Origin of the sequence: Acuticoccus sp. MNP-M23 (assembly GCF_031195445.1) — a bacterium.
Taxonomy (GTDB): domain Bacteria; phylum Pseudomonadota; class Alphaproteobacteria; order Rhizobiales; family Amorphaceae; genus Acuticoccus.
The window spans coordinates 392,730-416,652 of the sequence record NZ_CP133480.1 but is presented as its reverse complement, the minus strand read 5'-3'; the positions used below and the strand labels follow the sequence as shown (position 1 = coordinate 416,652).

Below are 23,923 nucleotides of genomic sequence, written 5' to 3'. Positions count from 1 at the left end.
GGGCCGCAGCGGAACGCCTGTCGGCCTATCGGTAGGGTTCGACCTTTGCGTCGACGAGCTGATAACCGACATCGGCAAGAATTGTGGCGACCGGGGCAGCCTTCAACGTGCCCGTGACCCAGACCGGATCGAACATCTTCGCCTCGCCGGTTTTCACCTCCGGCACATAGACGATCTGGTTGGCGGGGGGCGGGGGCACGTGAATGCAGGCGCCAAGCTCCGGCACCAGCAAAAAGCGCGGGTCGGTCTCGTCGAAGCCGACGGGGGTGACGTAGCCGGCCAGGCGCACCCGCTTGCCGTCCATGTCCGCCTTCACGCTGCCCATCTGCGGCTGCATCGAGCGCATGTCGCCCATGTCGAGGAAGAAGAGCATCACGTCTTCCGCGGTGGTGCCCTCCGGAAACTGGTCCGCCGTCGGCCGCCCGACGCGGTCTTCCTCCGCCGCCTCGATGGTCATGTCGCCTTCCTGCCAGAGGTCTTCCCACACGATTGCGGTGGTATCTTCGGCCAGCGGCGGCGTATCTTCGGGGGTGGGCATGTAATAGCGCACCAGATCGTGCTGTCCGGCGGCGGGATCGTTGATCGGCTTGAAGCTGCCGTCATCCTCGATGGGGAGGCCGTCGGCACCGATGAGCGTGGCGGTGCTGGTGGCGGGTGCCGGCGCCAGAACGCTATCCTTCCACGGCTGCCACATGATGAGGCCGCCGACGACGAACGCGATCAAAACGAAGAGCCCCCGGATCGCGACCGACATTTCGCGCCTCCCACGCAGCCTGACATGGGGCTGCTGTTATTTCATTCGCGCACCGTGCGCGAGTCCCCCCGCCGCATTGCGGATCGCTTGCGTCAGATGGCTCTGGTGGGCCTCCGGCGACAGATTGCGCTCAGCGGTCGATGAGCGGCAGATGGTCGCGGACGCGTTCGGAGGCTTCCATGATGACGCGCCGCGCTTCGCTCACATCGCCCCATCCGGCGGAGCGGGCCGGGCGCGCGTCCTCCATGTCGCGGTAATGGCTGAAGAAGTGGGCGATCTGGCGCAGCTCGCCTGACGGAAGGTCTGTATAGTTGGCGATGGCGGCGTGCCGCGCGGAGAGCCGGGCCGCCGGCACCGCCAGCACCGTGGCTTCGTCCGCTGCATCGCCGGAAACGTAAAGGACGCCCACGGGGCGGGCGGCAATCACCATGCCCGGCGCCAGAACGTGGCTGGTCAGCACCAGGGCCTGCAGCGGGTCGGCATTGTCGCCCTGGGTGTGGGGGATGACGCCGAGGTTGCCGGGCGTGCGCATGGTGCTGTGCAGGAGCTGGGACACGGTAAGGGCGCCGGACCTGTCATCCACCCGCACGTCGAACGGCTCGGCCCCGCAGGACACCGTGATGAGGACGTTGATGTCCTCGGGCGGTGCGGCGCCCAGGGTCAGCGCATCGAGCCGGATCAACGCTTCAGCCTGACGCGCGGCAGGGCCTTGCGGTCGAACGCGTAGGCCAGCTTGGCGACATCCGCGGTCTCGAAGGGTTCGCGCGCGTTGGCGACCACCTTGCCGCCCAGACGCTCGTAAAATGCGCACCCGTCGGTGTTTTCCGAAAGGCACCAGACGACGAGCCGGTCGTGGCCGCGGCGGGCCAGCCGCTCCTGCACGGTGCGGAACATCCTGCGGCCGAAGCCGAGGCCGGTGAATTCGGGCTGGATGTAAAGCTCATAGATCTCGGCCCGGTAGGGGAGGGTCCGCATCCGGCTCGCGCCATAGGTGATATAGCCGCGCACCGCGCCGCCGGCTTCCAGCACAATGATCGGCACCCGGCGTGAGATGGCTCTCGCCCACCACTGGGTGCCGCGCCTTGCAATCATCCGCTCCAGCTCGGTGCCGGGCAAAATTCCGCGGTAGGCGAAACGCCACGCGGAGTCGTGCACTTCCGCAACGCCGAATGCGTCGTCCGGTCTTGCGGTGCGGATGGCAATGGCTTCGGTCGTCATGATTATGGATGGTGCTGGACGAATGCGGCGGCTGCAAGCCAAAAAAGCGTCACGCCGGAAGGCTGGAGCCAGTTGCAAGCAAGGGCCGCCCGGCGCATATCACGCACCGTGAATGCACCTGTGACCCTGCCCGCCCCCGAAGTGATGACCTTCGGCTGCCGCCTCAACGCGCTTGAGAGCGAGCGTATCCGCGCGCTCGCAACCGCTGCCGGCCACGATGATGCTGTGATCGTGAACACCTGCGCCGTCACGCAGGAAGCCGTGCGCCAGGCGCGCCAGGCGATCCGCAAGGCGCGGCGCGAGAATCCCGCGGCCCGGATCATCGCCACCGGCTGCGCCGCGCAGATCGACCCCGCCGCGTTCGCCGCGATGGACGAGGTGGACGTGGTTGCCGGCAACGCGGAGAAGCTGAGCCCCGGCTTCTGGCAGGGGCTGGACCGCGCCGGCCCCGTCGCCGTCACCGACATCATGGAAGTGCGCGAGACCGCGGGCCACCTCATCGAGGGTTTCGCGAGCCGCACCCGCGCCTTCGTCGAGGTGCAGAACGGGTGCGACCACCGCTGCACCTTCTGCATCATCCCGTTCGGGCGCGGGCCGTCCCGCTCCGTGCCCATGGGCCGGGTGGTGGATGCGGTCAGACTGCTGGTGGACAGCGGACACCGCGAGGTGGTGCTGACCGGCGTCGACCTCACCAGCTACGGCGGCGACCTTCCGGGCGCGCCCCGCCTCGGCGCGCTCGTCGGCCGCATCCTGAAGCTGGTGCCGGACCTTGCGCGCCTCCGCCTTTCCTCCATCGACAGCATCGAGGTGGACGACGAGCTGGTCGACCTCATCGCCGATGAACCGCGCCTGATGCCCCACCTCCACCTTTCGCTCCAGGCCGGCGACGACATGGTGCTGAAACGCATGAAGCGCCGCCACCTGCGTGCCGATGCGCTGGCGTTCTGCGCATCCATCCGCGCCCGCCGGCCGGACATTGCGTTTGGCGCGGACATCATCGCCGGCTTCCCGACCGAAACGGACGAAATGTTCGAAAACACCCGCCGCATCATCGAAGACTGCGGCCTCACCCACATTCATGTCTTCCCGTTTTCGCCGCGCACCGGCACCCCCGCCGCGCGCATGCCCCAGGTGGACCGCCAGACCGTGAAGGCCCGCGCCGCGATCCTGCGCGCCGAGGCCGGCGCCGCCATGGGCCGCGCGCTGGCGGCACAAGTGGGCCGTTCGGTGGCGGTGCTGGTGGAGGACGGCAACAAGGGCCGCACGCCGCACTATTTTTCCGCCCGCATCGAAGGCGCGGCCATTGCGCCGGGCACAATGATGACGGGCCGCGTCACGGGCCTCTCTGGAGAGACGCTGGTTGTGGACGGTGCATCGTGAGCGAAGGACGCCGTTCATTCTGGGGCTTCGGCCGCAAGAAAGCTGACGACCCCAAGGCGGACGCAGCATCCTCCGCGCCCGCTGCACCCGCAGAGACGGCGCAACCGGGCACCACCCCTACGCCGCCGGTTCCGGCGACGGACACTGCATCCGCCGAGCCGAAGAAGCGCTGGTTTTCTCGGCTGACGTCGGGCCTCAGCCGGTCGTCTTCCAAGCTGGGTGACAGCGTTTCCGGCCTCTTCACCAAGAAGAAGCTCGACGCCAGCTCCCTTCAGGACCTCGAAGACATTTTGATCGAGGCCGATCTCGGCATCGAAACCGCAATGGCCATCACCGATCGCCTGTCCGAATCCCGCTTTGCCAAGGGCATCGAGGCGGAGGAATTGCAGGAAGTTCTGGCCAGCGAGATCGAGAAGGTGCTGGCGCCGCTCGCCCGTCCGCTCGAAATCGGCCCCGCGCCCTACGTTGTGCTGGTGGTGGGCGTCAACGGCACGGGCAAGACCACAACCATTGGCAAGATTGCCGCCCAGCAGGCCGCCGCGGGCAAGCGCGTTGTGCTGGCGGCCGGCGACACCTTCCGCGCCGCCGCAGTGGCGCAGCTGAAGATCTGGGGCGAACGCTCCGGCGCGACCGTTGTGTCGGGCGAGCAGGGCGCTGACCCGGCGGGCCTGGTGTTCGACGCCATGGACAAGGCCGCCAGCGCAGATCTCCTGATTGTCGACACGGCCGGCCGCCTCCAGAACAAGGCCGAGCTGATGGCGGAGCTGGAAAAGATCGTCCGGATCATCAAGCGCAAGAACCCGGCCGCGCCCCACGCCGTCCTCCTGACGCTCGACGCCACCACCGGCCAGAACGCCATGAACCAGGTGGACATCTTCAAGAAGAGCGTTGGCGTGACGGGCCTCGTCATGACCAAGCTCGACGGCACTGCCCGCGGCGGCATTCTGGTCGCCATCGGCGCCAAGCACGGCCTTCCGATCCACTTCATCGGCGTGGGCGAGGGGGTCGACGATCTCGCCCCGTTTGCCGCGCGCGATTATGCCCGTGCAATTGCCGGTCTCGTCTGACAAGGCGCCTTGCCGATCTCTTTGCGATCGGCTACGTCTCTCCCCCGGTCAGCACCCGTAGCTCAGCTGGATAGAGCGCTGCCCTCCGAAGGCTGATGTCAAGGGGCTCGGCGACAAAGAGGAAACGAAAAAGGACTATAATAACAAGGATTTGCGAGGCCCTCGTTCTGATCTTTCAACTCGCGAAAAGTTCACGTAAGCACTGCGTAAGCAGTTGCGACGCGGTAAGCACCCATAGCTCAGCTGGATAGAGCGCTACCCTCCGAAGGTAGAGGTCTCAGGTTCGAATCCTGATGGGTGCGCCATTTCATAAAAAATTCAGCCAAAATCGCTCAGTGCGACAGCGCCGCCACTTCTGCAGCATAACCCATGCTGGCAACATCTATTGGACCCTGCCACCCGCGTGATGGCGTCGATGCGTTCACGGCTGTTGCGGGACAGGACAAGCAGAACCTCGCTGATCTCTCCACCGGAAATTGGTCTCGCGGAAAACCCTCCGGACTTCTCGTGGGCAAGGAGCATGAAGCTGATCATGTCCGACCATACCATTATCGAAGACTGTTCCTCACTGATGTCTTCGGTCTTCCTGCAACCAATTGCTTTGTAGAAGTTGGTAGACTTCTCAACATCGGTAACTGGGGGTTTCGCGAAATCATCTTTCGCCAATTCAATTCTAATTCATTGTCTATTCCGCATCAACAGCCAGTACGACTGGAGCGTGCGTTTTATAGTTTCGAGGTGATGAGCTTCCAACTGGCGAAGCAGAAGAAGACACCCAGCACGCCCTGTATCCAGCGCTTGGTGCGCAGATAGATCCGGCCGACCGGCGGTGCGGAGAAGAGAAGCGCATACGCCATATGGCCCGCGAGCGAGATAAAAAAACAGCCAGCGACAACCGCCATGCCGATCCAGATGGGTGCGCCGTCGCGCATCCCTAGCGACATGATCGCGATCCAGGTCAGCGCCGCCTTGGGGTTAGAGAGCTGGATGGCGAGGCCGCGTAAATAGAGGTGCCCCGCTATGGTGCCGTCTCCGGACCCTTCCGGCATGTCGGAGCCGTGCGTCATCGCGGCGCGGAAGGATTTCCAGGCGAGCCAAATCAGATAGGCAGCGCCCGCAATCTTGATGAGAATGAGCGTACCGGCATAGAGCGCAAGTAAGGCATTCAGCCCGAGTAATGTCATCGTACCCCAGACAAGCGTGCCGCTGACCATGCCAGCAGCAAGCGTCACGCCCGCGCCGCGCCCCTCTTCCATGGACGTTCCCATGACGGCGAGCACGTTTGGCCCGGGGCTCAGAATGCCCATCCCATAGGCGCTCCAAGCGAGCAGCAATCCGGGGAGATAGAGTTCCAGCATGTCGGGGGCCCGTCAGATTGAGTGATTCTCGGTCGGCAATTCAGATTGCTCAGACAGTGCCCGAATCGATGGCTCCTATAAGGGGCCATGATTAGGATATATTATAGAGCCAATCGAAGGGCACCGATTGAACTAGTGACATACCTCATGCCAGTCGCGCCAGTATCTTTACAGCCGGCTCTATGTCCTCTGCCCGAATCAAACCGAAGCCGAACACAAGGCCACGCTGATCGATATCGCGCACCGCATAGCGAGCGATGTCTTCAACGCGAATTCCCTTTGCCTCCGCTTTGACGACAAGCCTTCGGTCGTCCAGTGAGTCCGAACCTGCGGCGAGATGGACTCCGGCATGGGCGGGAAACAATTGCAGTCGGTCATCGAAGTGATGGGCGATCGCCTCAGTGAGGGCTCTGTGGCGTTCGCTGTAAATGCGGCGCATCCTGCGTACATGTCGTGCCAGATGCCCTTCGGCGATGAAATCCGCCAGCGCAAGCTGGGTGATGAGCGGGCAATGCCAGTCGTTGAGCTGTTTGGCCAGCGTCAGCGCATAGCGCGCCCAGCGGGGGACAACCACGAAACCAACGCGAAGTTCTGGAAACATGCTTTTCGAGAACGTGCCTACATAAAAGACGGTCTCAGCTCGGTCGAGTGTCTGCAATGCGTCGAGCGGCTGATGATCGTGCCGGAACTCGCTGTCGTAGTCGTCCTCGATGATCACCGCGTTAAAGCTCGCCGCAAAATCGAGCAGCGCGCGCCGCCGCGCCGCCGACATGACGACGCCAAGGGGAAACTGATGTGAAGGGGTCACACAGACGATGCGCGCGCTTGGCGGCAGGCGCTCAACTACGAGGCCTTCAGCATCGACCGGTGTTGCTCGGATAATCGCGCCGGCGATCTCCAGCGAGCGACGGGTCGGTCCGTAGCCGGGATCCTCGATCGCCGCTTCGGTTTGGCCAGGTGTCACGAGGATGCGCGCAATCAGATCGATCGCTTGGCGCGCGCCACCGGTGACGACGATATCGTCGGGCGTGCAGGCAACCGCACGGACGAAGGAGACGTGGTTGGCGATAGCCTCGCGCAGAGAATATTCACCGGCCGGATCGCGTTCCTGTACCTTGCGCCGTGCAACCTGCCGCGCAGCGCGGGTCGAGAGACGCTGCCAGATGTCGAACGGAAACGCCATACTCGGCACACCAGCGATAAAGTCATAGCGGAAAACCTGGTCGCTGCAGAATTCCTTGACGGGACGCCAGCCGCGCCATTGGGACGCCAACCGCGTATCGGCCTCTGGGTCGGGTGGAGGTGCCTTGGGGCGGGTGAGCCTTGGGCGGAGATCAATGACGTAAGTGCCGGCGCCGCCGCGAGCCTCCACATAACCTTCACTCAACAACAGATCATAGGCAGCAATGGCTGTATTTCGCGAGATACCCAGCGCCTTCGCCAGTGCGCGTGTCGGTGGAAGGCGCACTCCGGCCTTTAGCCGTCCGTCTACTATGGCTGCCCGTAATTGCCGATGGAGTGAGCGCAGGAGGTCGCGCGAAGCCTTCTCGGGGAGCTCGATGGCGATATTCAAAATTGGTTCTATAGACATACGGCAACCTGTTCCGTTTGAGGAACCATATTTCAGCACGGGACCGCGAACAACGGATTGCTTTATGCCGAGAGCCACGGCTGGTCGATCGGCACCTATCCGGGGGAAGCCAAGCACCCCTTCGGTGTTGGTTCTCAGTTAGTTGACAGACTTGGAACTTACCCGTTGCGGAAATTGACTGCACCGTTTCGTGGCTGCCCATCGTCGATGGACAGCCCACCGGAAAAGGGCAACGTCGATGATCGATCTTTATTATGCGCCGACACCGAACGGGCAGAAGCTGAAGCTGTTTCTGGAAGAGGCCGAGTTGCCGCACCGGATCGTTCCGATAAGGCTCTCGAGGGGCGAACAGTTCACTCCGGAATCTCTGGCAATCTCACCCAACGGCAAGATTCCGGCGCTGGTTGATCACGCTCCGGCCGATGGCGGCGGGGCCATACCGATGTTCGAGTCCGGCGCGATTTTGCTCTATCTGGCCGAGAAGGCATGCAAGCTTGTGCCGAGCGCCCCGCGGCAGCGGCAGGTCGTCCTTCAATGGCTGTTCTGGCAGATAGGCGGATTGGGAGCCATGGCCGGCCAAGCCGGGCACTTCCGCGTCTACGCCCCGGAGGATGTTCCCTATGCTGTGGAACGCTATACGAGGGAAACCGCGCGCCTGTTCGGTGTGCTCGACAGACGATTGCGCGATCACACGTTCATCGCCGACGACTACTCGATCGCCGACATCGCCTGCTATCCTTGGGTCGTGCCTCACGTCGGGTTGGGCCAGAATCTGCGCGACTATTCACATCTAGACCGCTGGTTTGAAACGATTGCAGCACGTCCGGCGACCCGGCGGGCCTATGACGGTGTTGAGGACGTCTACGCCGGTGGCAGAAAGCAACTGTCGGACGGGGAGCGACGCACCCTTTTCGGCAGCTCTAGCAAGTAGTCCTTCAGGCACAACTGCGAGTGACCCAACGCTTGTCGTGCTCGCCTGCTGGTGCGTCGTGTGGACGGCGTAGTTGCGACCCATGAACCCTGGGCGCCTTCGGGTGCGATTATTCGTCATCAATCTTGTCTGCAGTGTACGACGCAACTCCTCGCGGACGATCATGATACACCCGACTAATTAGCGGTGCGCCTCGGGACTCCGGATGACTGGGATACTTTGCAACCTCGCACGTCGAATAATCGCAGGAGCCTGCTCTCCTAATGACATGAGAGCACGAAAGAAGCCCTGTCAGGGTCGGGCAGGGTGCTAGGTCTGAGCCAGGCGATTGGCTCCATAAGCTTGACCGATCTTGGGTCTTCTCAGGAGCCGAAATTCTGAGGAGAATCGCTATTCACGAGCGAAGGAGAGGGAACGCGATGATCTCGGTGGCAATCAGCGCTCGCGGGCATCGTGGCACCTCGATCGCTGCGCCTGCGTCAGGCTCAGCTTCAGGACCATACAGGGTTTGCGATGCAACTTTTTCAATTCAGTTTCACGACACGAGCGATTTTCCGATTGTGCGCATGAGTGGGCGCAGCCTTTCTGCGTGCAATGGGGAGCGGTTTACGTGCGAACTGAGCACGCTTCTCGCCAACGGGGGTTCCTTCGTCCTAATCTTCTTCGATAACGCGGAAAATCCCTACACCGTGGATCAGAAGGCGCTAACGCAGTGGCTCCAATAGGAGTTTGCGGTGTTGGTTTCGCGTCAAACTCAAACGCTGCGGCTACAGATCTGGTGTCAGTGCCAACATCTCGAGCTCTACGATGTAGAAACAGTCCTTGCTGTTGCTGAAGCCGGGAGTTTTCGTAAGGCTGGCAAGCTGCTGGGTATCGGCCAGTCCGCCGTCACACGACGAATTCAGAAACTGGAAGACGTGCTCGGTGTCTCGATGTTCGAGAGAAGCGCGACCGGAGCGCGCCTAACATCGGCAGGCTGGAATTTCGCCACCCGATCGCGGCAGATCGCCAATCAGTTTTTGGACACGGTGCGCGCCGCGCAGTCCGCCGGCACAGCCGGAAACGGGCGGTTGCGCATGGGCCTGACCGCATCGCTTTCTCGGGGACCCTTACGCGAGGTCGTCGCCAGATTTCAAATGCAACACGCCGATGTCGACCTGTCCTTCACGGAAGCAGACCTCGGCGAATTGATGACCTCCCTCAGCCATAGAAGCATCGACGTGGTCGGAGCAGCGGGCGAGCCGACATCCGAGCATGGCGACATGATGCTGCTTACAAGGGTGCCCCTCTATATCGCCGTCGCGGGAGATCATCCCCTGGTCGGGCGGCGCTGTGTCGATTGGTCGGATGTGGCGGCGATGTCCTTCATCGTGAGCGCCGACGTGCCCGGGCCGACAATTCATGATTATATCATCCGAAGGATCAGCGATTTCGGGCGCCAGGCCTGCATAGAGGTGCAGGGGATGCGGCGCGAGGGCCTCATGAATCTGGTAGGTCTCGGGCTCGGCATCAGTCTTGTTTGCGCACAATGGTGTGGTGTCCGCTATCCGAATGTCGTGTTCATCCCGCTCAAGGAAAGCGGGACAGCGGAGACCATCCCCTTCTCGCTGACCTGGCGACCGGAGAACGATAATCCGGCGCTCAGGCGGTTTCTGAGTCTGGCGCGCGAGGTCGCGAAGGCTGATGCAGCGTCTTCCGGGCCTTCTTGAAGGCCCGGTCCGTCGCCATGAACCGCTGTAGCATGGGCGCGATCAGCTTTCCCGGTTCGGGCGGCGTCTGTCCGGTCTCGCGCGCCATCAGGGCGGCGTAGTCGAGCAGGTCGCGGTGGACTTCCGGAGGGAGTTCCACCGACAGCTTGACGGGTTTGTCATCTGGAACGGATGAGAGCTTCAGCTTGGCGGTCATGGCTCAGCCTCCATAGGATTCGAGGATGAGATCGCGGGTGACGATGACACGCACCGGGAAGCCCGGCCGGATCGTTAGCGTCGGTGCGACCTGCAACTGGCGCTGGACGATCTGCTGGCCTACATCGTTGATCGTGTCCTGCGCGCCATTGCGGATGGCCTGAATCAGACGGTCGTCGTCATCCATGGTGAGTTCGGCCCCGACCGAAAGCAAAGTGGAGAGCCCGGCGGCCTTGGCCAGATCCCACCAGTGGTAGTCGACCCCGTCCTCCAGGCCGGCATAGCCTTGGGTATCGGCGCCGGGCTGGCGTTCAAGGACGATGGAGCGGCCGTTGGGGAAGATCAGTCGGTTCCAGACGAGCAGCACGCGCCGATCACCGAGCCCCACATCATTGCTGTATTCGCCGATGATGCGCGTGCCCTGCGGGATCAGCACCATGCTGCCGCTCGGACTATCATAGATGTGCTGGGTGACCTGTGCGGTGATCTGCCCGGGAAGATCGGAGCGGATGCCGGTGATCAGCGCCGCCGGAATGACGGATCCGGCCTGCAACACAAATGGCGATGCCGGCGGCATCACGCGGTCGAGCGCCACGGTACGCCGGTCAACGGGAGCGTTGAGGAAGGCGAGATCGTTGTTCTGCGCGACGCCCTGCTGATTGCCGAGATTGAGCCCAGCAAGGTTTGGTCCCGAGGTTTCCCGCGTGGCGCCTGGTGCGGTCTGGAAGAAAACACGGCTGGTGCGCGCCGCTTCCTCTTCGGCGAGCCGTCTCTGTTCCTCCGGATCGACGGCCGGTGCATTGATCGCCGGCGGCGGGACTGGTTGACCCCGTTCTTGCGCATCGAGGATCGGTCGGCCGAGATCGCCGGGAAGTGGTGGACCGAGAACCGGACCGGTGTAGTCGCTGGGCAGGTCGTTCAATCCATCGGCGGTATTGCGGTTCTCGGTCGAATAGAGCTCGTCTCCGCCGGTTCCGTTGTCCGGTGTCTGAAGCGCGTAGATCAGGGCGCCACCCACACCGAGCGCTCCGACCAGACCGAGGCCCGCGAGAACCCGGCGCGAGAGCCGCGTCACACGCGGCGGTGTTCCCCGGAGGCGCATCGGTTCGGCGGTGTCGGCGGACGGTGCTTCGAGTGGCGCACCTTCTTCCCTAGTGTTGTCGATGTCGCTCATGATCCGGGCCTCCCGTCGGTACGCACGATCCTGACGGTCTGCTGGCGGTCGCCGCCGCCGAGCCGCAGTTCGGCCGCCGCGAAGATGCGGTCGACGATCAGGATGTTTCGGTAGATGCGGCTGTTCACGATCTCCGGCTCGCCATCCGAGCCGAGGACGAAGAGCGGTGGCATCTCGCCCTGCACGATCCCGGCGGGGAAAACGATATAGACCCGTCGCCCGTCGTCGAAGACCGAGACCGGCCGCCAAGGCGGGCTTTCGCCCTGCAGTCCGTAGCGATAGTGGCGGGCGGCTGCCGCCGGAATCCTCGGAGTTGTCGGCGTTGCGCGCTGCGTGGCGGGCGGTTGCGGATAGGCCCAGGCGACGGCGGGCATGTAGGGATCGTCGCGCGACCGCAACTCGATCATGTACGTTCTGCGGTCCGTGGTGATGACGAGGTTGGTCACAATGTCCGGTCGCGTCGGCTTGACAAGGATATGGACGCGCCGAGTTGTTCCAGCGCCGCTTTCGGTGTCGCCGATGATCCAGCGGGCGGTGTCCCCGGCCGCGATCGGTCCCGCGCCTGTCAGCGCCTCGCCCGGTTCGAGCGCGATGTTGGTGATCTGGCCGGGTGCGGCGTAGACCTGATACAGCGCCCCCTCGCTCCAGGGATAGATCTGGATGGCGTTGTAGTAGCCTTCCCGGCGAGGCTCGACTCGGGCGGCCACATTGGCATTCTCGACCTGTCCCGTTGGTGTGGAAGATGCCTGCCCACCTCGCGCGACCGTCCAGGCCGGCGGCGTGTGGAGCGGCCTCGGCCGTTCATCGACCGCGGGTCGCTCGACCCTGGGCAGCGGCGGCACGCTGTCATCGTAGCTGATCTCCGGCGGACGATAAGTGGCGCATCCGGCGAGCGCCGATGCGGAGATCAGTGCAAGCGGCAATGCGGTTTTACGGAGAACCGGAAGCGCGGGTTTGCGGACAATCGTGCTCATTGCCCCATCTCCCGCGACCAGTTGATGGCGTTGACGTAGATGCCGAGCGGGTTGGCGCGCAGCCTCTCGGTGTCACGTGGGGGCTGGATGACGATGGTCAGGATTGCGGTCCATCGCTCTGTCGTAGACAACTGGCCGTTCTCATAGTGTCGCTCCGTCCAGGCGACGCGGAAGGAATTCGGCGAGGCGCGAATGACGCTGGAGACCTCCACCGCGATCTGCTGACGTCCGACCCGTGTGAACGGGTCGTTGGCGCGGGCATAGTCATTGAGGGCGAGTGCGCCGCGATCGGTGGTGAACTCGTAAGCGCGCAGCCAGTTCTGGCGCACGATGATTGCGTCAGCGGGGATCGCGCGCACCTGCTCGATAAAGTGTGCGAGATGGAAGGCGATCTGCGGATCGCTCGGCTCGAAGCTGGCGTCCGCGGGGCCGACAGCATGGGCTTCGCCGAGATTGTCGACTTCGACGACCCAGGGCACGACGTTGCCGGTCGTGGACTGCCAGACAAGGGCGCCGGCGAAGCCGCCGGAGAGGATCAGGCAGCCGAACGCCATCAGACGCCAGTTGCGGGCCTGGACGCGGGCGGAGCCGATGCGTTCGTCCCAGACCTGGGCCGCGCGTTGATATGGCGTCTCCGGTTCGGGGGCTTTGCCGTAGTGGGTGGTGGATCGTTTGAAGAAGCTCATGAGCGATTCCCCTCGGAAAGATTGACGGAACTGGCGCCGCCGTGGCTGTCGCCGGAGCGCACGGCATGCGCGGCGGCCTGGACGCCGTGGGAAAGACGCTGCGAGCGCTTCATGCGCTTCGCCCAGTCAGGCGCACCATCGGTTGGTGTGGATGGAGCGGCGGCGGCGCCTGCAGTGCTGGCGGTATCGCCCAGTGTCCCGCCGGTCGTTTCGAAGGCCGATCGAGCGCCCGACTGGAAACTCTGTTTCATGCTGCCGGACGCTCTGGCCGCGGCGCTCCGCAACGGGGACGTCGCGGCCTTCGCGCCTGTGCTCGCCACCGCGCCGAGACCGGAAGCAACGCCGGCAGCGCCGGACTGACTGGCCGATCCGAGGCTATAGGCAGTTGCGGCTCCACCCGCGGCCGATGCGCCGCCGCGCGCGGCGGCGGCTGTACCGGAGAGCGCCATGCCGCCGCCTCTCGCTGCGAGACCCGCGGCACCGGCACCCGCCAGGGCAGCGCCGCCCACGGCAAGGCCGGTCCCGACCGCAGCACCCGCGCCGAGTTGCGGCCCTCCGGAAACGATGCCGTTGGCGATGCCCGGCCCGAAAATTCCGAGGCCAAGCAGTGACAGTGCCGCGAGCACCACGGCCATGGCCTCGTCGATTGTGGGGGTAACGCCGCCGAAGCCGGCGGTGAACTGCGAGAACAGGGTCGAGCCGATGCCGATGATGACGGCCAGCACCAGCACCTTGATGCCCGAGGAGATGACGTTGCCGAGCACCCGCTCGGCCATGAAGGCGGTCTTGCCGAAAAGGCCGAAGGGAATGAGGACGAACCCGGCGAGTGTCGTCAGCTTGAACTCGATCAGGGTGATGAAGAGCTGGATGGAGAGGATGAAGAAGGCGAGCAGGACCAGCGCCCAGGCAAAGAGCAGGCAGGCGATCTGGATAAAGTTCTCGAAGAAGGCGACCCAGCCCATCAGGTCCGAAATGGATTCGAGCAACGGCCGCGCCGCATCGAGCCCGGTCTGTGCCACGCGGCCTGGCCGCATCAGATCGGTTGCGGAGAAACTCGTACCCGACGCCATCAGGCCGAGGCCGGCGAAGCTCTCGAAGACGATGCGGGCGAGATTGTTCCAGTTGCCGATGATGTAGGCGAAGACGCCGACGAACAGAGTCTTCTTGATGAGCCGTGCGATGATGTCGTCGTCGGCGCCCCAGGACCAGAAGAGCGCGGCGAGCGTCACGTCGATGACGATTAACGTGGTGGCGATGAAGGCGACCTCGCCGCCGAGCAGACCGAAGCCGCTGTCGATATAGCTGGTGAAGACCCCCAGGAAATTGTCGATGACGCCGGTGCCGCCCATGGGTCGTTATTCCTCACCTCTGGATGCAGCGTCGGACGGTGCGCGGCCAAGGAAACGGTCGCGGGTCTCGGCCCAGACCGCGAGACACTCGGTGTCCCGGACAGCGGCCTCACCCAGTTGCTGGCAGCGGCGCTGCTCAGCGCGCAGCGGATCGACGGCAGGCGCAAACGCTGGCGCGGGAGCCGGTCGTGCGGGTTCGTCTTCCCGCGTCAACTCGATGACCGTCGCTATCATGGCAAAGGCGACGAAGACGATCGCTCCGATCCGCGCCAACGTCTTGCCTTCCATCGCTTCCCCCTTTCCGGCCATCGGCCCAAGTCAGTTGTTGCCGTTGTTAAACATCTGCGCGTTGCCGGGCTGATAGCCGCTGCCGGGCGTCAGGAAGCGCTCGCGCTGCACACGCCCCTGTTCGGCCGCGGCCGCGCGCTCGGCGTCGGTCAGTGCCTGCGCCCGGCCGTTGGCGGCGATGACGGCCGTCAGATCGGCGAGCTGTTGCGCCTGCAATGCGAGCAACTGATTTCCGGCTTGGGTCGCCTGCAGGGCGCCTGTCGCGCCCTGGCTCTGGTCAACCAGCGCTTCCATCTGGGCGCGGTTGGTCTCGATATTGCCGACAACGCCAGCCTGGACGCGCATCGCGTCCTGCAGGCCGCCGACGGTATTCTCCCAGCGCGAGCGGGCATCGGCCACGAGTTGCTGCTCGGAAGCGCTCATGTCGATATTGGCGTATTTCTGCTGGAAGGCCTGGTCGATCTGCTGGACATCGAAGGCGATGTTCTGTGCCTGCTGAAGCAGGGATTGCGTGCGGCCGACCGCCTGCTGCAATTGCTGCAGCGAGGAGTAAGGCAGGCTTGTCAGGTTGCGCGCCTGATTGATCAGCATCTGCGCCTCGTTTTGAAGCGATGTGATCTGGTTGTTAATCTGTTCGAGGGCGCGGGCAGCCTGCAGCACGTTCTGCGCATAGTTGGTGGGATCGTAGACGATCCATGCCGCGGAGGCCGGTGGCGCCAGCACCATTGGTAGCACCGCGACCGGTGCGGCGATGAGCGCGGCAGCAAAGCGCAGCGCGCGCGAGCGCGATTTACGTGTCTTCATGGTCAGTCTCCTTCTTGGGCTGGGGAATGAGATTGCTGAGATCGGGAATGAGATCGGCCGCCCAGTCGGCACCGCGCTCCCGCAGCCAGGCGGCGAGGAAGCCCGTGCGGCCATGTTCGGCAAGGATGCGCGCGATGGCGGCCTGATCGGTCTTGGCGGAGGTGGCGCAGAGCGCGAGCGCCACTTCGCTGAGGCCCAGTTCGAAGAGGCGGTTGCCGCGCCGTGACTGGCAGTAGTAGTCGCGCTTGGGCGTGGCCCGCGCGAGGATCTCGATCTGGCGATCATTGAGGCCGAAGCGCCGATAGATCGTGGTGATCTGCGGCTCGATCGCGCGTTCGTTCGGGAGCAGCAACCGTGTCTGGCAGCTCTCGATGATGGCCGGCGCGATCGCCGAACCGTCGATATCGCTGAGGCTCTGCGTGGCAAAGACGACGGAGGCGTTCTTCTTCCGGAGCGTCTTCAGCCATTCGCGAAGTTGACCGGCGAACCCCTCATCGTCGAGCGCCAGCCAGCCCTCGTCGATGATGATGAGCGTCGGTGAGCCGTCTAGCCGGTCCTCGATGCGATGGAAGAGATAAGCGAGGACCGCGGGCGCCGCGCCGGTGCCGATCAGCCCCTCGGTCTCGAAGGCCTGCACGGTCGCTTCACCGAGATGCTCGGATTCGGCGTCAAGCAGGCGGCCATAGGCGCCGCCGACGCAATAGGGCCTGAGCGCCTGTTTGAGATCGTTGGACTGGAGCAGCACGGCCAGGCCTGTGATCGTGCGTTCGCCGGCGGGCGCCGAGGCAAGCGAAGTCAGCGCCGTCCAGAGATGCTCCTTCACCTCGGGCGTGATCTCGACGCCTTCGCGCATCAGGATCGCAACGACCCAGTCGGCCGCCCAGGCCCGTTCGGCCGTCTCTTCGAGGCGAGAGAGCGGCTGCAGCGAGACGCTCTGGTCATCGCCTTCGGTCAGGCCACCGCCGAGATCGTGCCAGTCGCCGCCCATGGCGAGCGCGGCGGCGCGGATCGAGCCTCCGAAGTCGAAGGCGAAGACCTGGGCGCCGGCATAGCGACGGAACTGCAGGGCCATCAGCGCCAGCAGCACGGACTTTCCCGCGCCGGTCGGGCCGACGACGAGCGTGTGCCCGACATCGCCGACATGAAGGGAAAACCGGAACGGGGTCGAGCCCTCGGTCTTGCCGAACAGCAATGGGGGCGCTGCAAGGTGTTCATCCCGTTCCGGCCCCGCCCACACGGCACTGAGGGGGATCATGTGGGCGAGATTGAGCGTGGAGATCGGCGGTTGGCGGACATTGGCGTAGACATGTCCGGGCAGCGATCCGAGCCACGCATCGACTGCGTTGATGGTCTCGGGCATCGCGGTGAAGTCGCGACCCTGGATGACCTTCTCGACCAGACGCAGCTTTTCGTCGGCGACGCGCGGATCGGTGTCCCACACCGTCACCGTCGCGGTGACATAGGCGACACCGGCATAGTCCGCGCCGAGCTCCTGCAGGGCGAGATCGGCATCGGCCGCCTTGTTCGACGCATCGGTGTCGACCAGCACCGAGGCCTCGTTGGTCATCACCTCCTTGAGGATGGCGGCGATCGACTTGCGCTTGGCGAACCACTGGCGCCGGATGCGCGTCAGCAGTTTGGTCGCATCGGTCTTGTCCATGAGGATCGCGCGGGTCGACCAGCGATAGGGGAAGGCGAGCCGGTTGAGCTCGTCGAGCAGGCCAGGCGTGGTCGTCGTCGGAAATCCGGTGATCGTCAGGACGCGCAGATGCTCGTCGCCGAGCCGTGGCTCCAGCCCGCCGGCGAGCGGCTGGTCCGCGAGCAGCGCGTCCAGATACATAGGCGTTTCGGGGACGCGGACACGATGGCGCTTGGTGGAAACGCAACCGTGCAGATAGGTCAGCGTCTCGGCGTCATCGAGCCAGCGGCATTCGGGCATGAAGGCATCGACCAGGCGAAGCACGCGATCGGCGCGGTCGGCGAAGCCGGTCAAAATCTCGTGCGGATCGATGCCCTTGGTCTCGCGACCTTCATAGAGCCAGCTCTCGGCACGCGCGGCGTCCTCGGCCGGCGGCAGATAAGTGAAGGTGAGGAAATAGCTGGATTCAAAATGCGACCCGGCTTCCTCGAAGCTTGCCTTGCGCTCGGCATCGACCAGAGCGGAGGCCGCATCGGGAAAGCGACTGTCGGGATAGAGGTTCGAGGGGTGGCGCTGCGCCTCGACGAAAATCGCCCAGCCGGAGCCGAGACGGCGGAAGGCGTTGTTCAGCCTGCCGGCAACAGCGATGAGCTCCGCCGGGACCGCGGAATCGAGATCCGGCCCCCGGAAGCGCGCCGTGCGCTGAAAGCTGCCGTCCTTGTTGAGGACGGTGCCCTTCTCGACCAGCGCCACCCAGGGCAGATAGTCGGCAAGCCGGGTGTTGCGGTTGCGGTATTCGGCGAGGTTCATCATCGCTGCGCCTCCCACTTCACACCGTCAGATGCGCGGGAATGCGCAGATGGCGGCGGCCGACCTCTACGAAGAGCGGATCGCGCTTGGCGGCCCAGACCGCCGCGAAGTGTCCGACCGCCCAGATCGCGATGCCGACCAGCCAAAGCCGCAGGCCGAGACCGACCGCCCCGGCGAGCGTGCCGTTCATGATGGCGATCGCGCGCGGCGCGCCGCCCAACAGGATCGGTTCGGTCAGCGCCCGGTGAACAGGAACTGAGAAACCGAGCAGTTCTCCGCTGTGCCCTTCGTCCGCTGCCATCAGATCAGCGCCCCGCCGCCGAAGGAGAAGAAGGACAGGAAGAAGGAGCTCGCCGCGAAGGCGATCGACAGGCCGAAGACGATCTGGATCAGGCGCCGGAACCCGCCGGACGTGTCGCCGAAGGCGAGCGTCAGGCCGGTGATGATAATGATGATGACGGCGATGATCTTGGCGACCGGCCCCTCGATGGATTCGAGGATCGACTGGAGTGGCGCCTCCCAGGGCATGGAGGAGCCGGAGGCGTGCGCGGCGGGCGCCGTCATCATGGCAATGACCACGACCGACGCCGCGGTCGCCAGTCTCTGGCGCGTGTTATGCAGAATCTGGTTCATGGGAGCTGTCCTTTGCGGTTGCTGTGGGAAGAGGTGCGTCCGGAGCGGCGATCGCTCCCGCGAGGCGATAATCGCCGTTGGGCGTGAGGCCCTCGACGCGGGCGAGCTCTGCGAGGCGGCGCGCGGAGCCGCGTCCCGACAGCACGGCCACGAGATCGATCGTCTCCGCGATCAGAGCGCGCGGGACGGTGACGACGGCTTCCTGAATGAGCTGTTCGAGACGGCGCAGCGCGCCGAGCGCTGTGCCGGCATGGATCGTGCCGACGCCGCCGGGATGGCCGGTGCCCCAGGCCTTAAGCAGATCGAGCGCCTCGCTACCGCGGACCTCGCCGATGGGGATGCGGTCTGGCCGCAAGCGCAGGGACGAGCGGACGAGATCGGAGAGCGAAGCGACGCCGTCCTTCGTCCGCATTGCGACGAGATTCGGCGCGCCGCATTGCAGCTCGCGCGTATCCTCGATGATGACGACGCGGTCGGCGGTCTTCGCGACCTCGGCCAGCAGCGCATTGGTGAGCGTGGTCTTGCCCGTCGAGGTGCCGCCGGCAACGAGAATGTTGGCGCGCGCCGTGACGCCGGCCCGCAGCGCCGAGGCCTGCTCGGCCGTCATGATGCCGGCGGCGACATAGTCGTCGAGGGAAAACACCGCGACGGCCGGCTTGCGGATCGCGAAGGCTGGTGCCGCCACCACGGGCGGCAGAAGCCCCTCGAACCGCTCTCCCGTTCCGGGCAGTTCCGCCGAGACGCGCGGGCTCGCCGTATGGACCTCGGCGCCGACATGGTGGGCGACCAGCCGGATGATGCGTTCGCCGTCTTCCGGTGCGAGGCGCTCGCCCGTATCGGACAGTCCCTCGGCGAGGAGATCGATCCAGAGCCGCCCGTCCGGGTTCAGCATCACCTCGACGACGCCCGGGTCTTCCAGGAAAGTCGCGATGGCTGGACCGAGCGCGGTGCGGAGCATCCGCGCGCCACGGGCGATCCCTTCCGAAGTGTGATGTGAGGCTGCCATCCGATCCCCGATTCCAGCGGGGACAAACAGGCGATCCCCATGCGGGGACGATTAAAAGAGCCCGATTTAGGGCTGAATCAACAAGGAATTAGCGGCGTCGCAGCCTAGCGTGCAAAGACAGGGAAACGGCGGTGACTCTGAACCACGACGTTTGGCGAATGACGGCTAAGCGGACAAAGCGCCCATTCAAAATGTTACACAGATCAGCACGATCCCAACATGCTCGCGTCCGGCTTCGGATTCTCTGCGTGTTCCAATCAGGCCGTTTGCATACGGTGGATTATTTTTAGGACCAGTCGCTTCGGAGCAAAGGGCAGCAGTTGGACCATGACACGCTGCATCGCGCTCATGCCGGTGATGATTTCAAGTCTTCCGTTCATCATCGCGCGGTAGCCGTCTTCGGCGACGGTGCGCGCGGATGAGGCGCCCTTGTAGAGCCCCAGCTTACCCATACCGGCGGCCTGCTCGAACCCGGTATCTACGGGGCCAGGCATTATGGCTGTGACCGTAACCCCGGTTCCTCTCAGTTCCTCGGAGACCGCGTTGCTGAACGAGGTCACATAGGCCTTGCTAGCGTAATAGACCGCCTGCATCGGTCCGGGCGTCAGCGCGCCACTCGACGATGTGTTCAGGATACGCCCCGATCCGCGCGCCACGAAGTCCGGCAGGAACAAACGCGTGAGCGCGGTCAGCGCGATCATGTTCACCTGTATCATCGCCCGGTCCGCCGACCAGTCCCCCTGGTCGAACCTGCCGAGCCCACCGAAACCGGCATTGTTCATGAGAAACGCGATCTCGATGCCGTCCCTCTTGACGCGGTCGTATATGCGACGTGGGGCGCTCTCATCCGCCAAATCCTCGGCCAGCACCGTGACTGCGATGCCATGCGCAGTTTCCAGTTCGTGCTTCAGCGCCTCAAGCCGGTCCCTGCGTCGTGCCACCAATACAAGATCGCCGCCGTTTTCGGCGTGGATGCGGGCCAGAGCCTCGCCAATTCCACTGGAGGCGCCGGTAATCAGCGCGGCGCCTGGTTTGCCGGTCGTTTCGGTATTTCGCTCATGTGCCATTGGCTTGCCAATTCGTTCTCGATCGCTCATATCAACACTCGATGACTTAAGTCATCGTATGTTGACTTGCAAGAGGCCCAAAATGCCCGCACACCGAAAAAGACCGCGCAATGCCGAAGCGACCCGCGCAGCCATCGAACAATCCGCCCGGCATCATTTCGAGGCCAGTGGTTATGACGCGGTCGGCCTGCGCGAGATCGCCCGGGACGCGGGCGTCGATGCCGCGCTGATCAGCCGCTACTACGGTTCTAAGAAAGGACTGTTCGAAGCCGCCATTCTCCCGCATTTCAACATCGACGCCCTGCTTCAGGGCGATATGACGGACTTCGGTGCGCGGGTCGCGCGAATGATGCTCGATCCGGGACACAAACAGGGTTTCGATCCCAACCGGGCCTTGCTGAATTCCGTCGGCAGTCCCGAAGTCGGCTCGCAGATCAACGAGGCGTTGACCGGAAAGGTCGTCGACGTTCTGGCATCCCGGATCGGCGGTGCCCAGACAAGGCTTCGGGCGGCCCTTGTCATCGCGATCCTGACCGGCGTCGATACGATCTATCGCATCGCACGCCTGGATGCGCTCGCGAACGCGGATCAGGCCGCTCTCGGTGAACTGCTCTCCGCGTCCATACAGGGTCTTGTGGATGACCGGGAAGACGATTGAGTACCTCTGCAACGCCATGATGCAATGATAAAAGGGCTCCAAGCAGACCTTCAGCTATCAGATCCAGCTACATCCTCTGACACTTCCTGCCGGAACGTCGGTCCTTTGGCGAGACGCCGGCCAAGCGTGGTGATGAATGTCTCGTAGCGCTCTGCTGCCTTAGCACGCGCTGCCTGGACGGCCGGTTCTGGCAACGCTGGCGTCGTGTTGAGCCAGAACCGAACGAAGACGGCCAGCGTTTCGACGGAAATCCCGACATCCCGTTCCAGACGGGTAATGCGACGGTCGATCTGATCCAGCCGCTTGGCGACGACGGCCTCACGTTTTTCGGCATCGTCCGGCGAAAGAAAGGACGCGATCGCCGCCTCGGCGATCATCGACAGCGATTGATCGCGGCGCGCCGCATAGTCTGCCAGCATCGCCATGATGTCCGGGTCGAGATAGACGGAGATTTGCGTCTTTTTCCTGCTGCCGGGCATGGATTACAGCTCCATCCCATCCTTGGGGTCGAGCGAGACCTGCCGCGCCACCCGTTGCATCGCCCGGTTCATCCGGCTGTTGCGCGCGGCCTCTTCCTGATCGTCGTCGAGGGGGGCGATCTCGAACTCGTTTTCGATTGGCTCCTTCTTCTCGACGGGCTGGACACGGCTGAGCTCGGGCTGGCGCCGCCGCTCGGAAACTGTGGTGTCCTCCTCGTATTCAGCACTGCCAGAGCTGTTGGCGTGTAGGGTCGGCTTGGGTGGCAATGGCAACGTGCTCCATTCATCATCTCCAGACTCGACAGGTTCTGCTTTGGACGGCGGCGGCAGAATGCGGTCCTGGAACCGCTGGTCCTCGTAGTAGCGAACCTTCTTCGCACGGAGCGGCGATATGCCGGCGACCATGACGATTTCATCCGCTGGCGGAAGCTGCATGACCTCACCGGGCGTCAGCAGTGGCCTTGCGGTTTCCTGCCGCGACACCATCAGATGACCGAGCCAGGGCGAGAGCCTGTGTCCGGCATAGTTCTTCATCGCCCGCATTTCGGTCGCCGTTCCGAGGGCATCGGACACGCGCTTGGCGGTGCGTTCGTCATTGGTGGCGAAGCTCACCCGGACATGGCAATTGTCGAGGATTGAATTGTTCGGCCCGTAGGCTTTCTCGATCTGGTTCAGCGACTGCGCGATCAGAAAGCTCTTGAGCCCGTAGCCTGCCATGAAAGCGAGCGCGCTCTCGAAGAAGTCAAGTCGACCGAGCGCCGGAAACTCGTCCAGCATGAGCAGCAGCTTGTGCCGCGCGGTCCTCGATTGCATGTCTTCGGTCAGCCGCCGGCCGACCTGGTTGAGGATGAGACGGATCAGCGGCTTGGTCCGATTGATGTCGGACGGGGGCACGACCAGGTAGAGCGTCGCCGGGCGTTGGTCGCCGACCATATCGGTGATGCGCCAGTCGCAGCGGCGCGTCACCTTGGCGACAACTGGGTCTCGGTACAGCCCGAGGAACGACATCGCGGTGGAGAGAACACCGGAGCGCTCGTTGTCCGACTTGTTGAGCAGTTCGCGGGCGGCGCTGGCAATAACGGGATGCGGGCCGGCCTTGCCTAGATGCGCCGTCTTCATCATCGCGGCGAGCGTGGATTCGATGGGGCGCTTCGGATCCGACAGGAAGGCGGCGACGCCGGCGAGCGTCTTGTCCTTCTCGGCATAGAGGACATGGAGGATGGCGCCGACCAGGAGGGCATGGCTGGTCTTCTCCCAGTGATTGCGCTTTTCCAGCGAGCCCTCGGGATCGACGAGGATGTCGGCGATGTTCTGGACGTCGCGGACTTCCCACTCGCCGCGGCGAACTTCGAGCAGTGGATTGTAGGCGGACGAGTTCGGGTTGGTCGGGTCGAACAGCAGCACCCGGCCATGCCGGGCACGAAACCCCGCCGTGAGCTGCCAGTTCTCGCCCTTGATGTCGTGGACGATGGCCGAGCCCGGCCAGGTCAGAAGCGACGGAATGACGAGACCGACGCCCTTGCCCGAGCGGGTCGGCGCGAAGCACAGAACATGCTCGGGGCCGTCGTGGCGTAGATAGTCATCCCTGAGCTTGCCAAGCACGACACCGTCGGGTCCAAGCAGACCGGCGGATTTCACCTCATCCGGCTTTGCCCAGCGAGCCGATCCATAAGTATCGACGTTCTGTGCCTCGCGCGCGCGCCATATCGACATGAGGATCGCCACAGCGACGGCGATGAAGCCGCCGGACGCGGCAATGATGGCGCCCTCGATGAAGATCGGCGGCGCATAGGCATCGTAGAAATACCACCACCAGAAGAAGGCCGGCGGATAGTAGATTGGCCAGCCGCCAATCTCGAACCAGGGCGCCCCGAGTTGGGCCTGAAAGCCGAGACGCCACGCCGTCCATTCCGTGGCCGCCCAGGTGGTGGTGAGGACGATGGTGAAAACGATGAGGATCTGCCCCCAGAGAACTTTTGTACCCGACATGGCTTCCGTTCCGCGCAAATATCGGAACGCTCGGGGCTCGGAGCCAGGTCGACAAGCCTGTTCCTCCTCCGATCGTAGGAACGGCGGCTAGGGGATAAACAACGGCGTTGTACCTGCGGACCCGCTTGGCTGGTCAGCTATGCGGACAAAGTTGCCATTCGCTT

General features: G+C 64.0%; 24 protein-coding genes and 1 tRNA gene. 6 read left to right on the top strand and 19 right to left on the bottom strand.

The window, feature by feature from the left end:
- Nucleotides 1-25 precede the first annotated feature (25 nt).
- The 3 genes from RDV64_RS01970 to RDV64_RS01960 form a co-directional block, all read right to left on the bottom strand.
- Entirely contained in the window at nt 26-754 is a 729-nt protein-coding gene (locus RDV64_RS01970; protein WP_309197611.1) for a DUF3299 domain-containing protein, read from the bottom strand.
- A 130-nt stretch (nt 755-884) separates the two neighbouring features.
- A complete protein-coding gene (locus RDV64_RS01965) occupies nt 885-1,436 on the bottom strand; it encodes an inorganic diphosphatase (protein ID WP_309197610.1) in 552 nt (183 codons plus the stop codon).
- Nucleotides 1,433-1,972: a GNAT family N-acetyltransferase gene (locus RDV64_RS01960; protein WP_309197609.1), complete on the bottom strand. Its 540-nt coding sequence runs from the start codon at nt 1,970-1,972 to the stop codon at nt 1,433-1,435. Before RDV64_RS01960 ends, RDV64_RS01965 begins: the two co-directional genes overlap by 4 nt.
- 144 nt (nt 1,973-2,116) lie before the next feature.
- Here RDV64_RS01960 and mtaB point away from each other — a divergent pair, with 144 nt between their 5' ends.
- From mtaB to RDV64_RS01945, 3 genes are all read left to right on the top strand, one after another.
- Nucleotides 2,117-3,352 carry a tRNA (N(6)-L-threonylcarbamoyladenosine(37)-C(2))-methylthiotransferase MtaB gene (mtaB, locus tag RDV64_RS01955; RefSeq protein ID WP_309199595.1) on the top strand — a complete coding sequence of 412 codons (1,236 nt, stop codon included), beginning with the start codon at nt 2,117-2,119 and terminating at the stop codon, nt 3,350-3,352.
- Nucleotides 3,349-4,419: a signal recognition particle-docking protein FtsY gene (gene ftsY, locus RDV64_RS01950; protein ID WP_309197608.1), complete on the top strand. Its 1,071-nt coding sequence runs from the start codon at nt 3,349-3,351 to the stop codon at nt 4,417-4,419. The genes mtaB and ftsY overlap by 4 nt, the downstream gene beginning before the upstream one ends.
- Before the next feature lie 228 nt (nt 4,420-4,647).
- Nucleotides 4,648-4,724: transfer RNA gene (locus RDV64_RS01945), tRNA-Arg, on the top strand.
- Between the two features lie 420 nt (nt 4,725-5,144).
- Here RDV64_RS01945 and RDV64_RS01940 read toward each other — a convergent pair.
- Nucleotides 5,145-5,777 (bottom strand): LysE family translocator, encoded by a 633-nt coding sequence (locus RDV64_RS01940; protein ID WP_309197607.1) that lies wholly within the window; start codon nt 5,775-5,777, stop codon nt 5,145-5,147.
- A gap of 145 nt (nt 5,778-5,922) precedes the next feature.
- The gene (locus RDV64_RS01935) at nt 5,923-7,350 is read right to left on the bottom strand and encodes a PLP-dependent aminotransferase family protein (protein WP_309197606.1); all 1,428 of its coding nucleotides are present in this window, start codon (nt 7,348-7,350) and stop codon (nt 5,923-5,925) included.
- A 256-nt stretch (nt 7,351-7,606) separates the two neighbouring features.
- Between RDV64_RS01935 and RDV64_RS01930 the strand changes: the two genes are divergently transcribed.
- Together RDV64_RS01930 and RDV64_RS01925 are read left to right on the top strand one after the other, a co-directional pair.
- Complete coding sequence (locus tag RDV64_RS01930; protein WP_309197605.1) at nt 7,607-8,299, top strand: glutathione S-transferase N-terminal domain-containing protein; 693 nt, start codon at nt 7,607-7,609, stop codon at nt 8,297-8,299.
- A 737-nt stretch (nt 8,300-9,036) separates the two neighbouring features.
- The gene (locus RDV64_RS01925; protein WP_309197604.1) at nt 9,037-10,008 is read left to right on the top strand and encodes a LysR substrate-binding domain-containing protein; all 972 of its coding nucleotides are present in this window, start codon (nt 9,037-9,039) and stop codon (nt 10,006-10,008) included.
- Here the strand turns inward: RDV64_RS01925 and RDV64_RS01920 are convergent.
- From RDV64_RS01920 to RDV64_RS01865, 12 genes are all read right to left on the bottom strand, one after another.
- Nucleotides 9,941-10,204, bottom strand: coding sequence for a DUF2274 domain-containing protein (locus RDV64_RS01920; protein WP_309197603.1), 264 nt, complete (start codon nt 10,202-10,204; stop codon nt 9,941-9,943). The genes RDV64_RS01925 and RDV64_RS01920 overlap by 68 nt on opposite strands.
- Before the next feature lie 3 nt (nt 10,205-10,207).
- Nucleotides 10,208-11,377, bottom strand: coding sequence for a TrbI/VirB10 family protein (locus tag RDV64_RS01915; RefSeq protein WP_309197602.1), 1,170 nt, complete (start codon nt 11,375-11,377; stop codon nt 10,208-10,210).
- The gene (trbG, locus tag RDV64_RS01910; protein WP_309197601.1) at nt 11,374-12,351 is read right to left on the bottom strand and encodes a P-type conjugative transfer protein TrbG; all 978 of its coding nucleotides are present in this window, start codon (nt 12,349-12,351) and stop codon (nt 11,374-11,376) included. The genes RDV64_RS01915 and trbG overlap by 4 nt, the downstream gene beginning before the upstream one ends.
- Nucleotides 12,348-13,037 (bottom strand): conjugal transfer protein TrbF, encoded by a 690-nt coding sequence (gene trbF, locus RDV64_RS01905; protein ID WP_309197600.1) that lies wholly within the window; start codon nt 13,035-13,037, stop codon nt 12,348-12,350. Before trbF ends, trbG begins: the two co-directional genes overlap by 4 nt.
- Nucleotides 13,034-14,386 (bottom strand): P-type conjugative transfer protein TrbL, encoded by a 1,353-nt coding sequence (trbL, locus tag RDV64_RS01900; RefSeq protein ID WP_309197599.1) that lies wholly within the window; start codon nt 14,384-14,386, stop codon nt 13,034-13,036. The genes trbF and trbL overlap by 4 nt, the downstream gene beginning before the upstream one ends.
- 6 nt (nt 14,387-14,392) lie before the next feature.
- Nucleotides 14,393-14,674, bottom strand: a complete 282-nt coding sequence (gene trbK-alt / locus RDV64_RS01895; protein ID WP_309199594.1) for a putative entry exclusion protein TrbK-alt — start codon at nt 14,672-14,674, stop codon at nt 14,393-14,395.
- Nucleotides 14,675-14,704: 30 nt separating this feature from the next.
- Complete coding sequence (trbJ, locus tag RDV64_RS01890; protein ID WP_309197598.1) at nt 14,705-15,478, bottom strand: P-type conjugative transfer protein TrbJ; 774 nt, start codon at nt 15,476-15,478, stop codon at nt 14,705-14,707.
- The gene (trbE, locus tag RDV64_RS01885) at nt 15,465-17,930 is read right to left on the bottom strand and encodes a conjugal transfer protein TrbE (RefSeq protein ID WP_309197597.1); all 2,466 of its coding nucleotides are present in this window, start codon (nt 17,928-17,930) and stop codon (nt 15,465-15,467) included. Before trbE ends, trbJ begins: the two co-directional genes overlap by 14 nt.
- A gap of 16 nt (nt 17,931-17,946) precedes the next feature.
- Nucleotides 17,947-18,228 (bottom strand): VirB3 family type IV secretion system protein, encoded by a 282-nt coding sequence (locus RDV64_RS01880; RefSeq protein WP_309197596.1) that lies wholly within the window; start codon nt 18,226-18,228, stop codon nt 17,947-17,949.
- Entirely contained in the window at nt 18,228-18,560 is a 333-nt protein-coding gene (locus tag RDV64_RS01875; protein ID WP_309197595.1) for a TrbC/VirB2 family protein, read from the bottom strand. Before RDV64_RS01875 ends, RDV64_RS01880 begins: the two co-directional genes overlap by 1 nt.
- Entirely contained in the window at nt 18,541-19,566 is a 1,026-nt protein-coding gene (trbB, locus tag RDV64_RS01870) for a P-type conjugative transfer ATPase TrbB (protein WP_309197594.1), read from the bottom strand. The genes RDV64_RS01875 and trbB overlap by 20 nt, the downstream gene beginning before the upstream one ends.
- 257 nt (nt 19,567-19,823) lie before the next feature.
- A complete protein-coding gene (locus RDV64_RS01865; RefSeq protein WP_309197593.1) occupies nt 19,824-20,663 on the bottom strand; it encodes an SDR family oxidoreductase in 840 nt (279 codons plus the stop codon).
- A gap of 52 nt (nt 20,664-20,715) precedes the next feature.
- Here RDV64_RS01865 and RDV64_RS01860 point away from each other — a divergent pair, with 52 nt between their 5' ends.
- Complete coding sequence (locus tag RDV64_RS01860; protein ID WP_309197592.1) at nt 20,716-21,291, top strand: TetR family transcriptional regulator; 576 nt, start codon at nt 20,716-20,718, stop codon at nt 21,289-21,291.
- A gap of 50 nt (nt 21,292-21,341) precedes the next feature.
- Here RDV64_RS01860 and RDV64_RS01855 read toward each other — a convergent pair whose 3' ends face one another.
- Both RDV64_RS01855 and RDV64_RS01850 read right to left on the bottom strand, forming a co-directional pair.
- Nucleotides 21,342-21,770: a CopG family transcriptional regulator gene (locus tag RDV64_RS01855; RefSeq protein WP_309197591.1), complete on the bottom strand. Its 429-nt coding sequence runs from the start codon at nt 21,768-21,770 to the stop codon at nt 21,342-21,344.
- Between the two features lie 3 nt (nt 21,771-21,773).
- A complete protein-coding gene (locus RDV64_RS01850) occupies nt 21,774-23,759 on the bottom strand; it encodes a conjugal transfer protein TraG (protein WP_309197590.1) in 1,986 nt (661 codons plus the stop codon).
- Between the last annotated feature and the right edge of the window lie 164 nt (nt 23,760-23,923).

Coding starts and splice junctions, on each gene's coding strand:
- RDV64_RS01970 (WP_309197611.1), bottom strand. CDS start 754: ATGTCGGTCGCGATCCGGGGGCTCTTCGTTTTGATCGCGTTCGTCGTC.
- RDV64_RS01960 (WP_309197609.1), bottom strand. CDS start 1,972: ATGACGACCGAAGCCATTGCCATCCGCACCGCAAGACCGGACGACGCA.
- mtaB (WP_309199595.1), top strand. CDS start 2,117: ATGACCTTCGGCTGCCGCCTCAACGCGCTTGAGAGCGAGCGTATCCGC.
- RDV64_RS01940 (WP_309197607.1), bottom strand. CDS start 5,777: ATGCTGGAACTCTATCTCCCCGGATTGCTGCTCGCTTGGAGCGCCTAT.
- RDV64_RS01930 (WP_309197605.1), top strand. CDS start 7,607: ATGATCGATCTTTATTATGCGCCGACACCGAACGGGCAGAAGCTGAAG.
- RDV64_RS01920 (WP_309197603.1), bottom strand. CDS start 10,204: ATGACCGCCAAGCTGAAGCTCTCATCCGTTCCAGATGACAAACCCGTC.
- RDV64_RS01915 (WP_309197602.1), bottom strand. CDS start 11,377: ATGAGCGACATCGACAACACTAGGGAAGAAGGTGCGCCACTCGAAGCA.
- trbG (WP_309197601.1), bottom strand. CDS start 12,351: ATGAGCACGATTGTCCGCAAACCCGCGCTTCCGGTTCTCCGTAAAACC.
- trbF (WP_309197600.1), bottom strand. CDS start 13,037: ATGAGCTTCTTCAAACGATCCACCACCCACTACGGCAAAGCCCCCGAA.
- trbL (WP_309197599.1), bottom strand. CDS start 14,386: ATGGGCGGCACCGGCGTCATCGACAATTTCCTGGGGGTCTTCACCAGC.
- trbK-alt (WP_309199594.1), bottom strand. CDS start 14,674: ATGGAAGGCAAGACGTTGGCGCGGATCGGAGCGATCGTCTTCGTCGCC.
- trbJ (WP_309197598.1), bottom strand. CDS start 15,478: ATGAAGACACGTAAATCGCGCTCGCGCGCGCTGCGCTTTGCTGCCGCG.
- trbE (WP_309197597.1), bottom strand. CDS start 17,930: ATGATGAACCTCGCCGAATACCGCAACCGCAACACCCGGCTTGCCGAC.
- RDV64_RS01880 (WP_309197596.1), bottom strand. CDS start 18,228: ATGGCAGCGGACGAAGGGCACAGCGGAGAACTGCTCGGTTTCTCAGTT.
- RDV64_RS01875 (WP_309197595.1), bottom strand. CDS start 18,560: ATGAACCAGATTCTGCATAACACGCGCCAGAGACTGGCGACCGCGGCG.
- trbB (WP_309197594.1), bottom strand. CDS start 19,566: ATGGCAGCCTCACATCACACTTCGGAAGGGATCGCCCGTGGCGCGCGG.
- RDV64_RS01865 (WP_309197593.1), bottom strand. CDS start 20,663: ATGAGCGATCGAGAACGAATTGGCAAGCCAATGGCACATGAGCGAAAT.
- RDV64_RS01860 (WP_309197592.1), top strand. CDS start 20,716: ATGCCCGCACACCGAAAAAGACCGCGCAATGCCGAAGCGACCCGCGCA.
- RDV64_RS01855 (WP_309197591.1), bottom strand. CDS start 21,770: ATGCCCGGCAGCAGGAAAAAGACGCAAATCTCCGTCTATCTCGACCCG.
- RDV64_RS01850 (WP_309197590.1), bottom strand. CDS start 23,759: ATGTCGGGTACAAAAGTTCTCTGGGGGCAGATCCTCATCGTTTTCACC.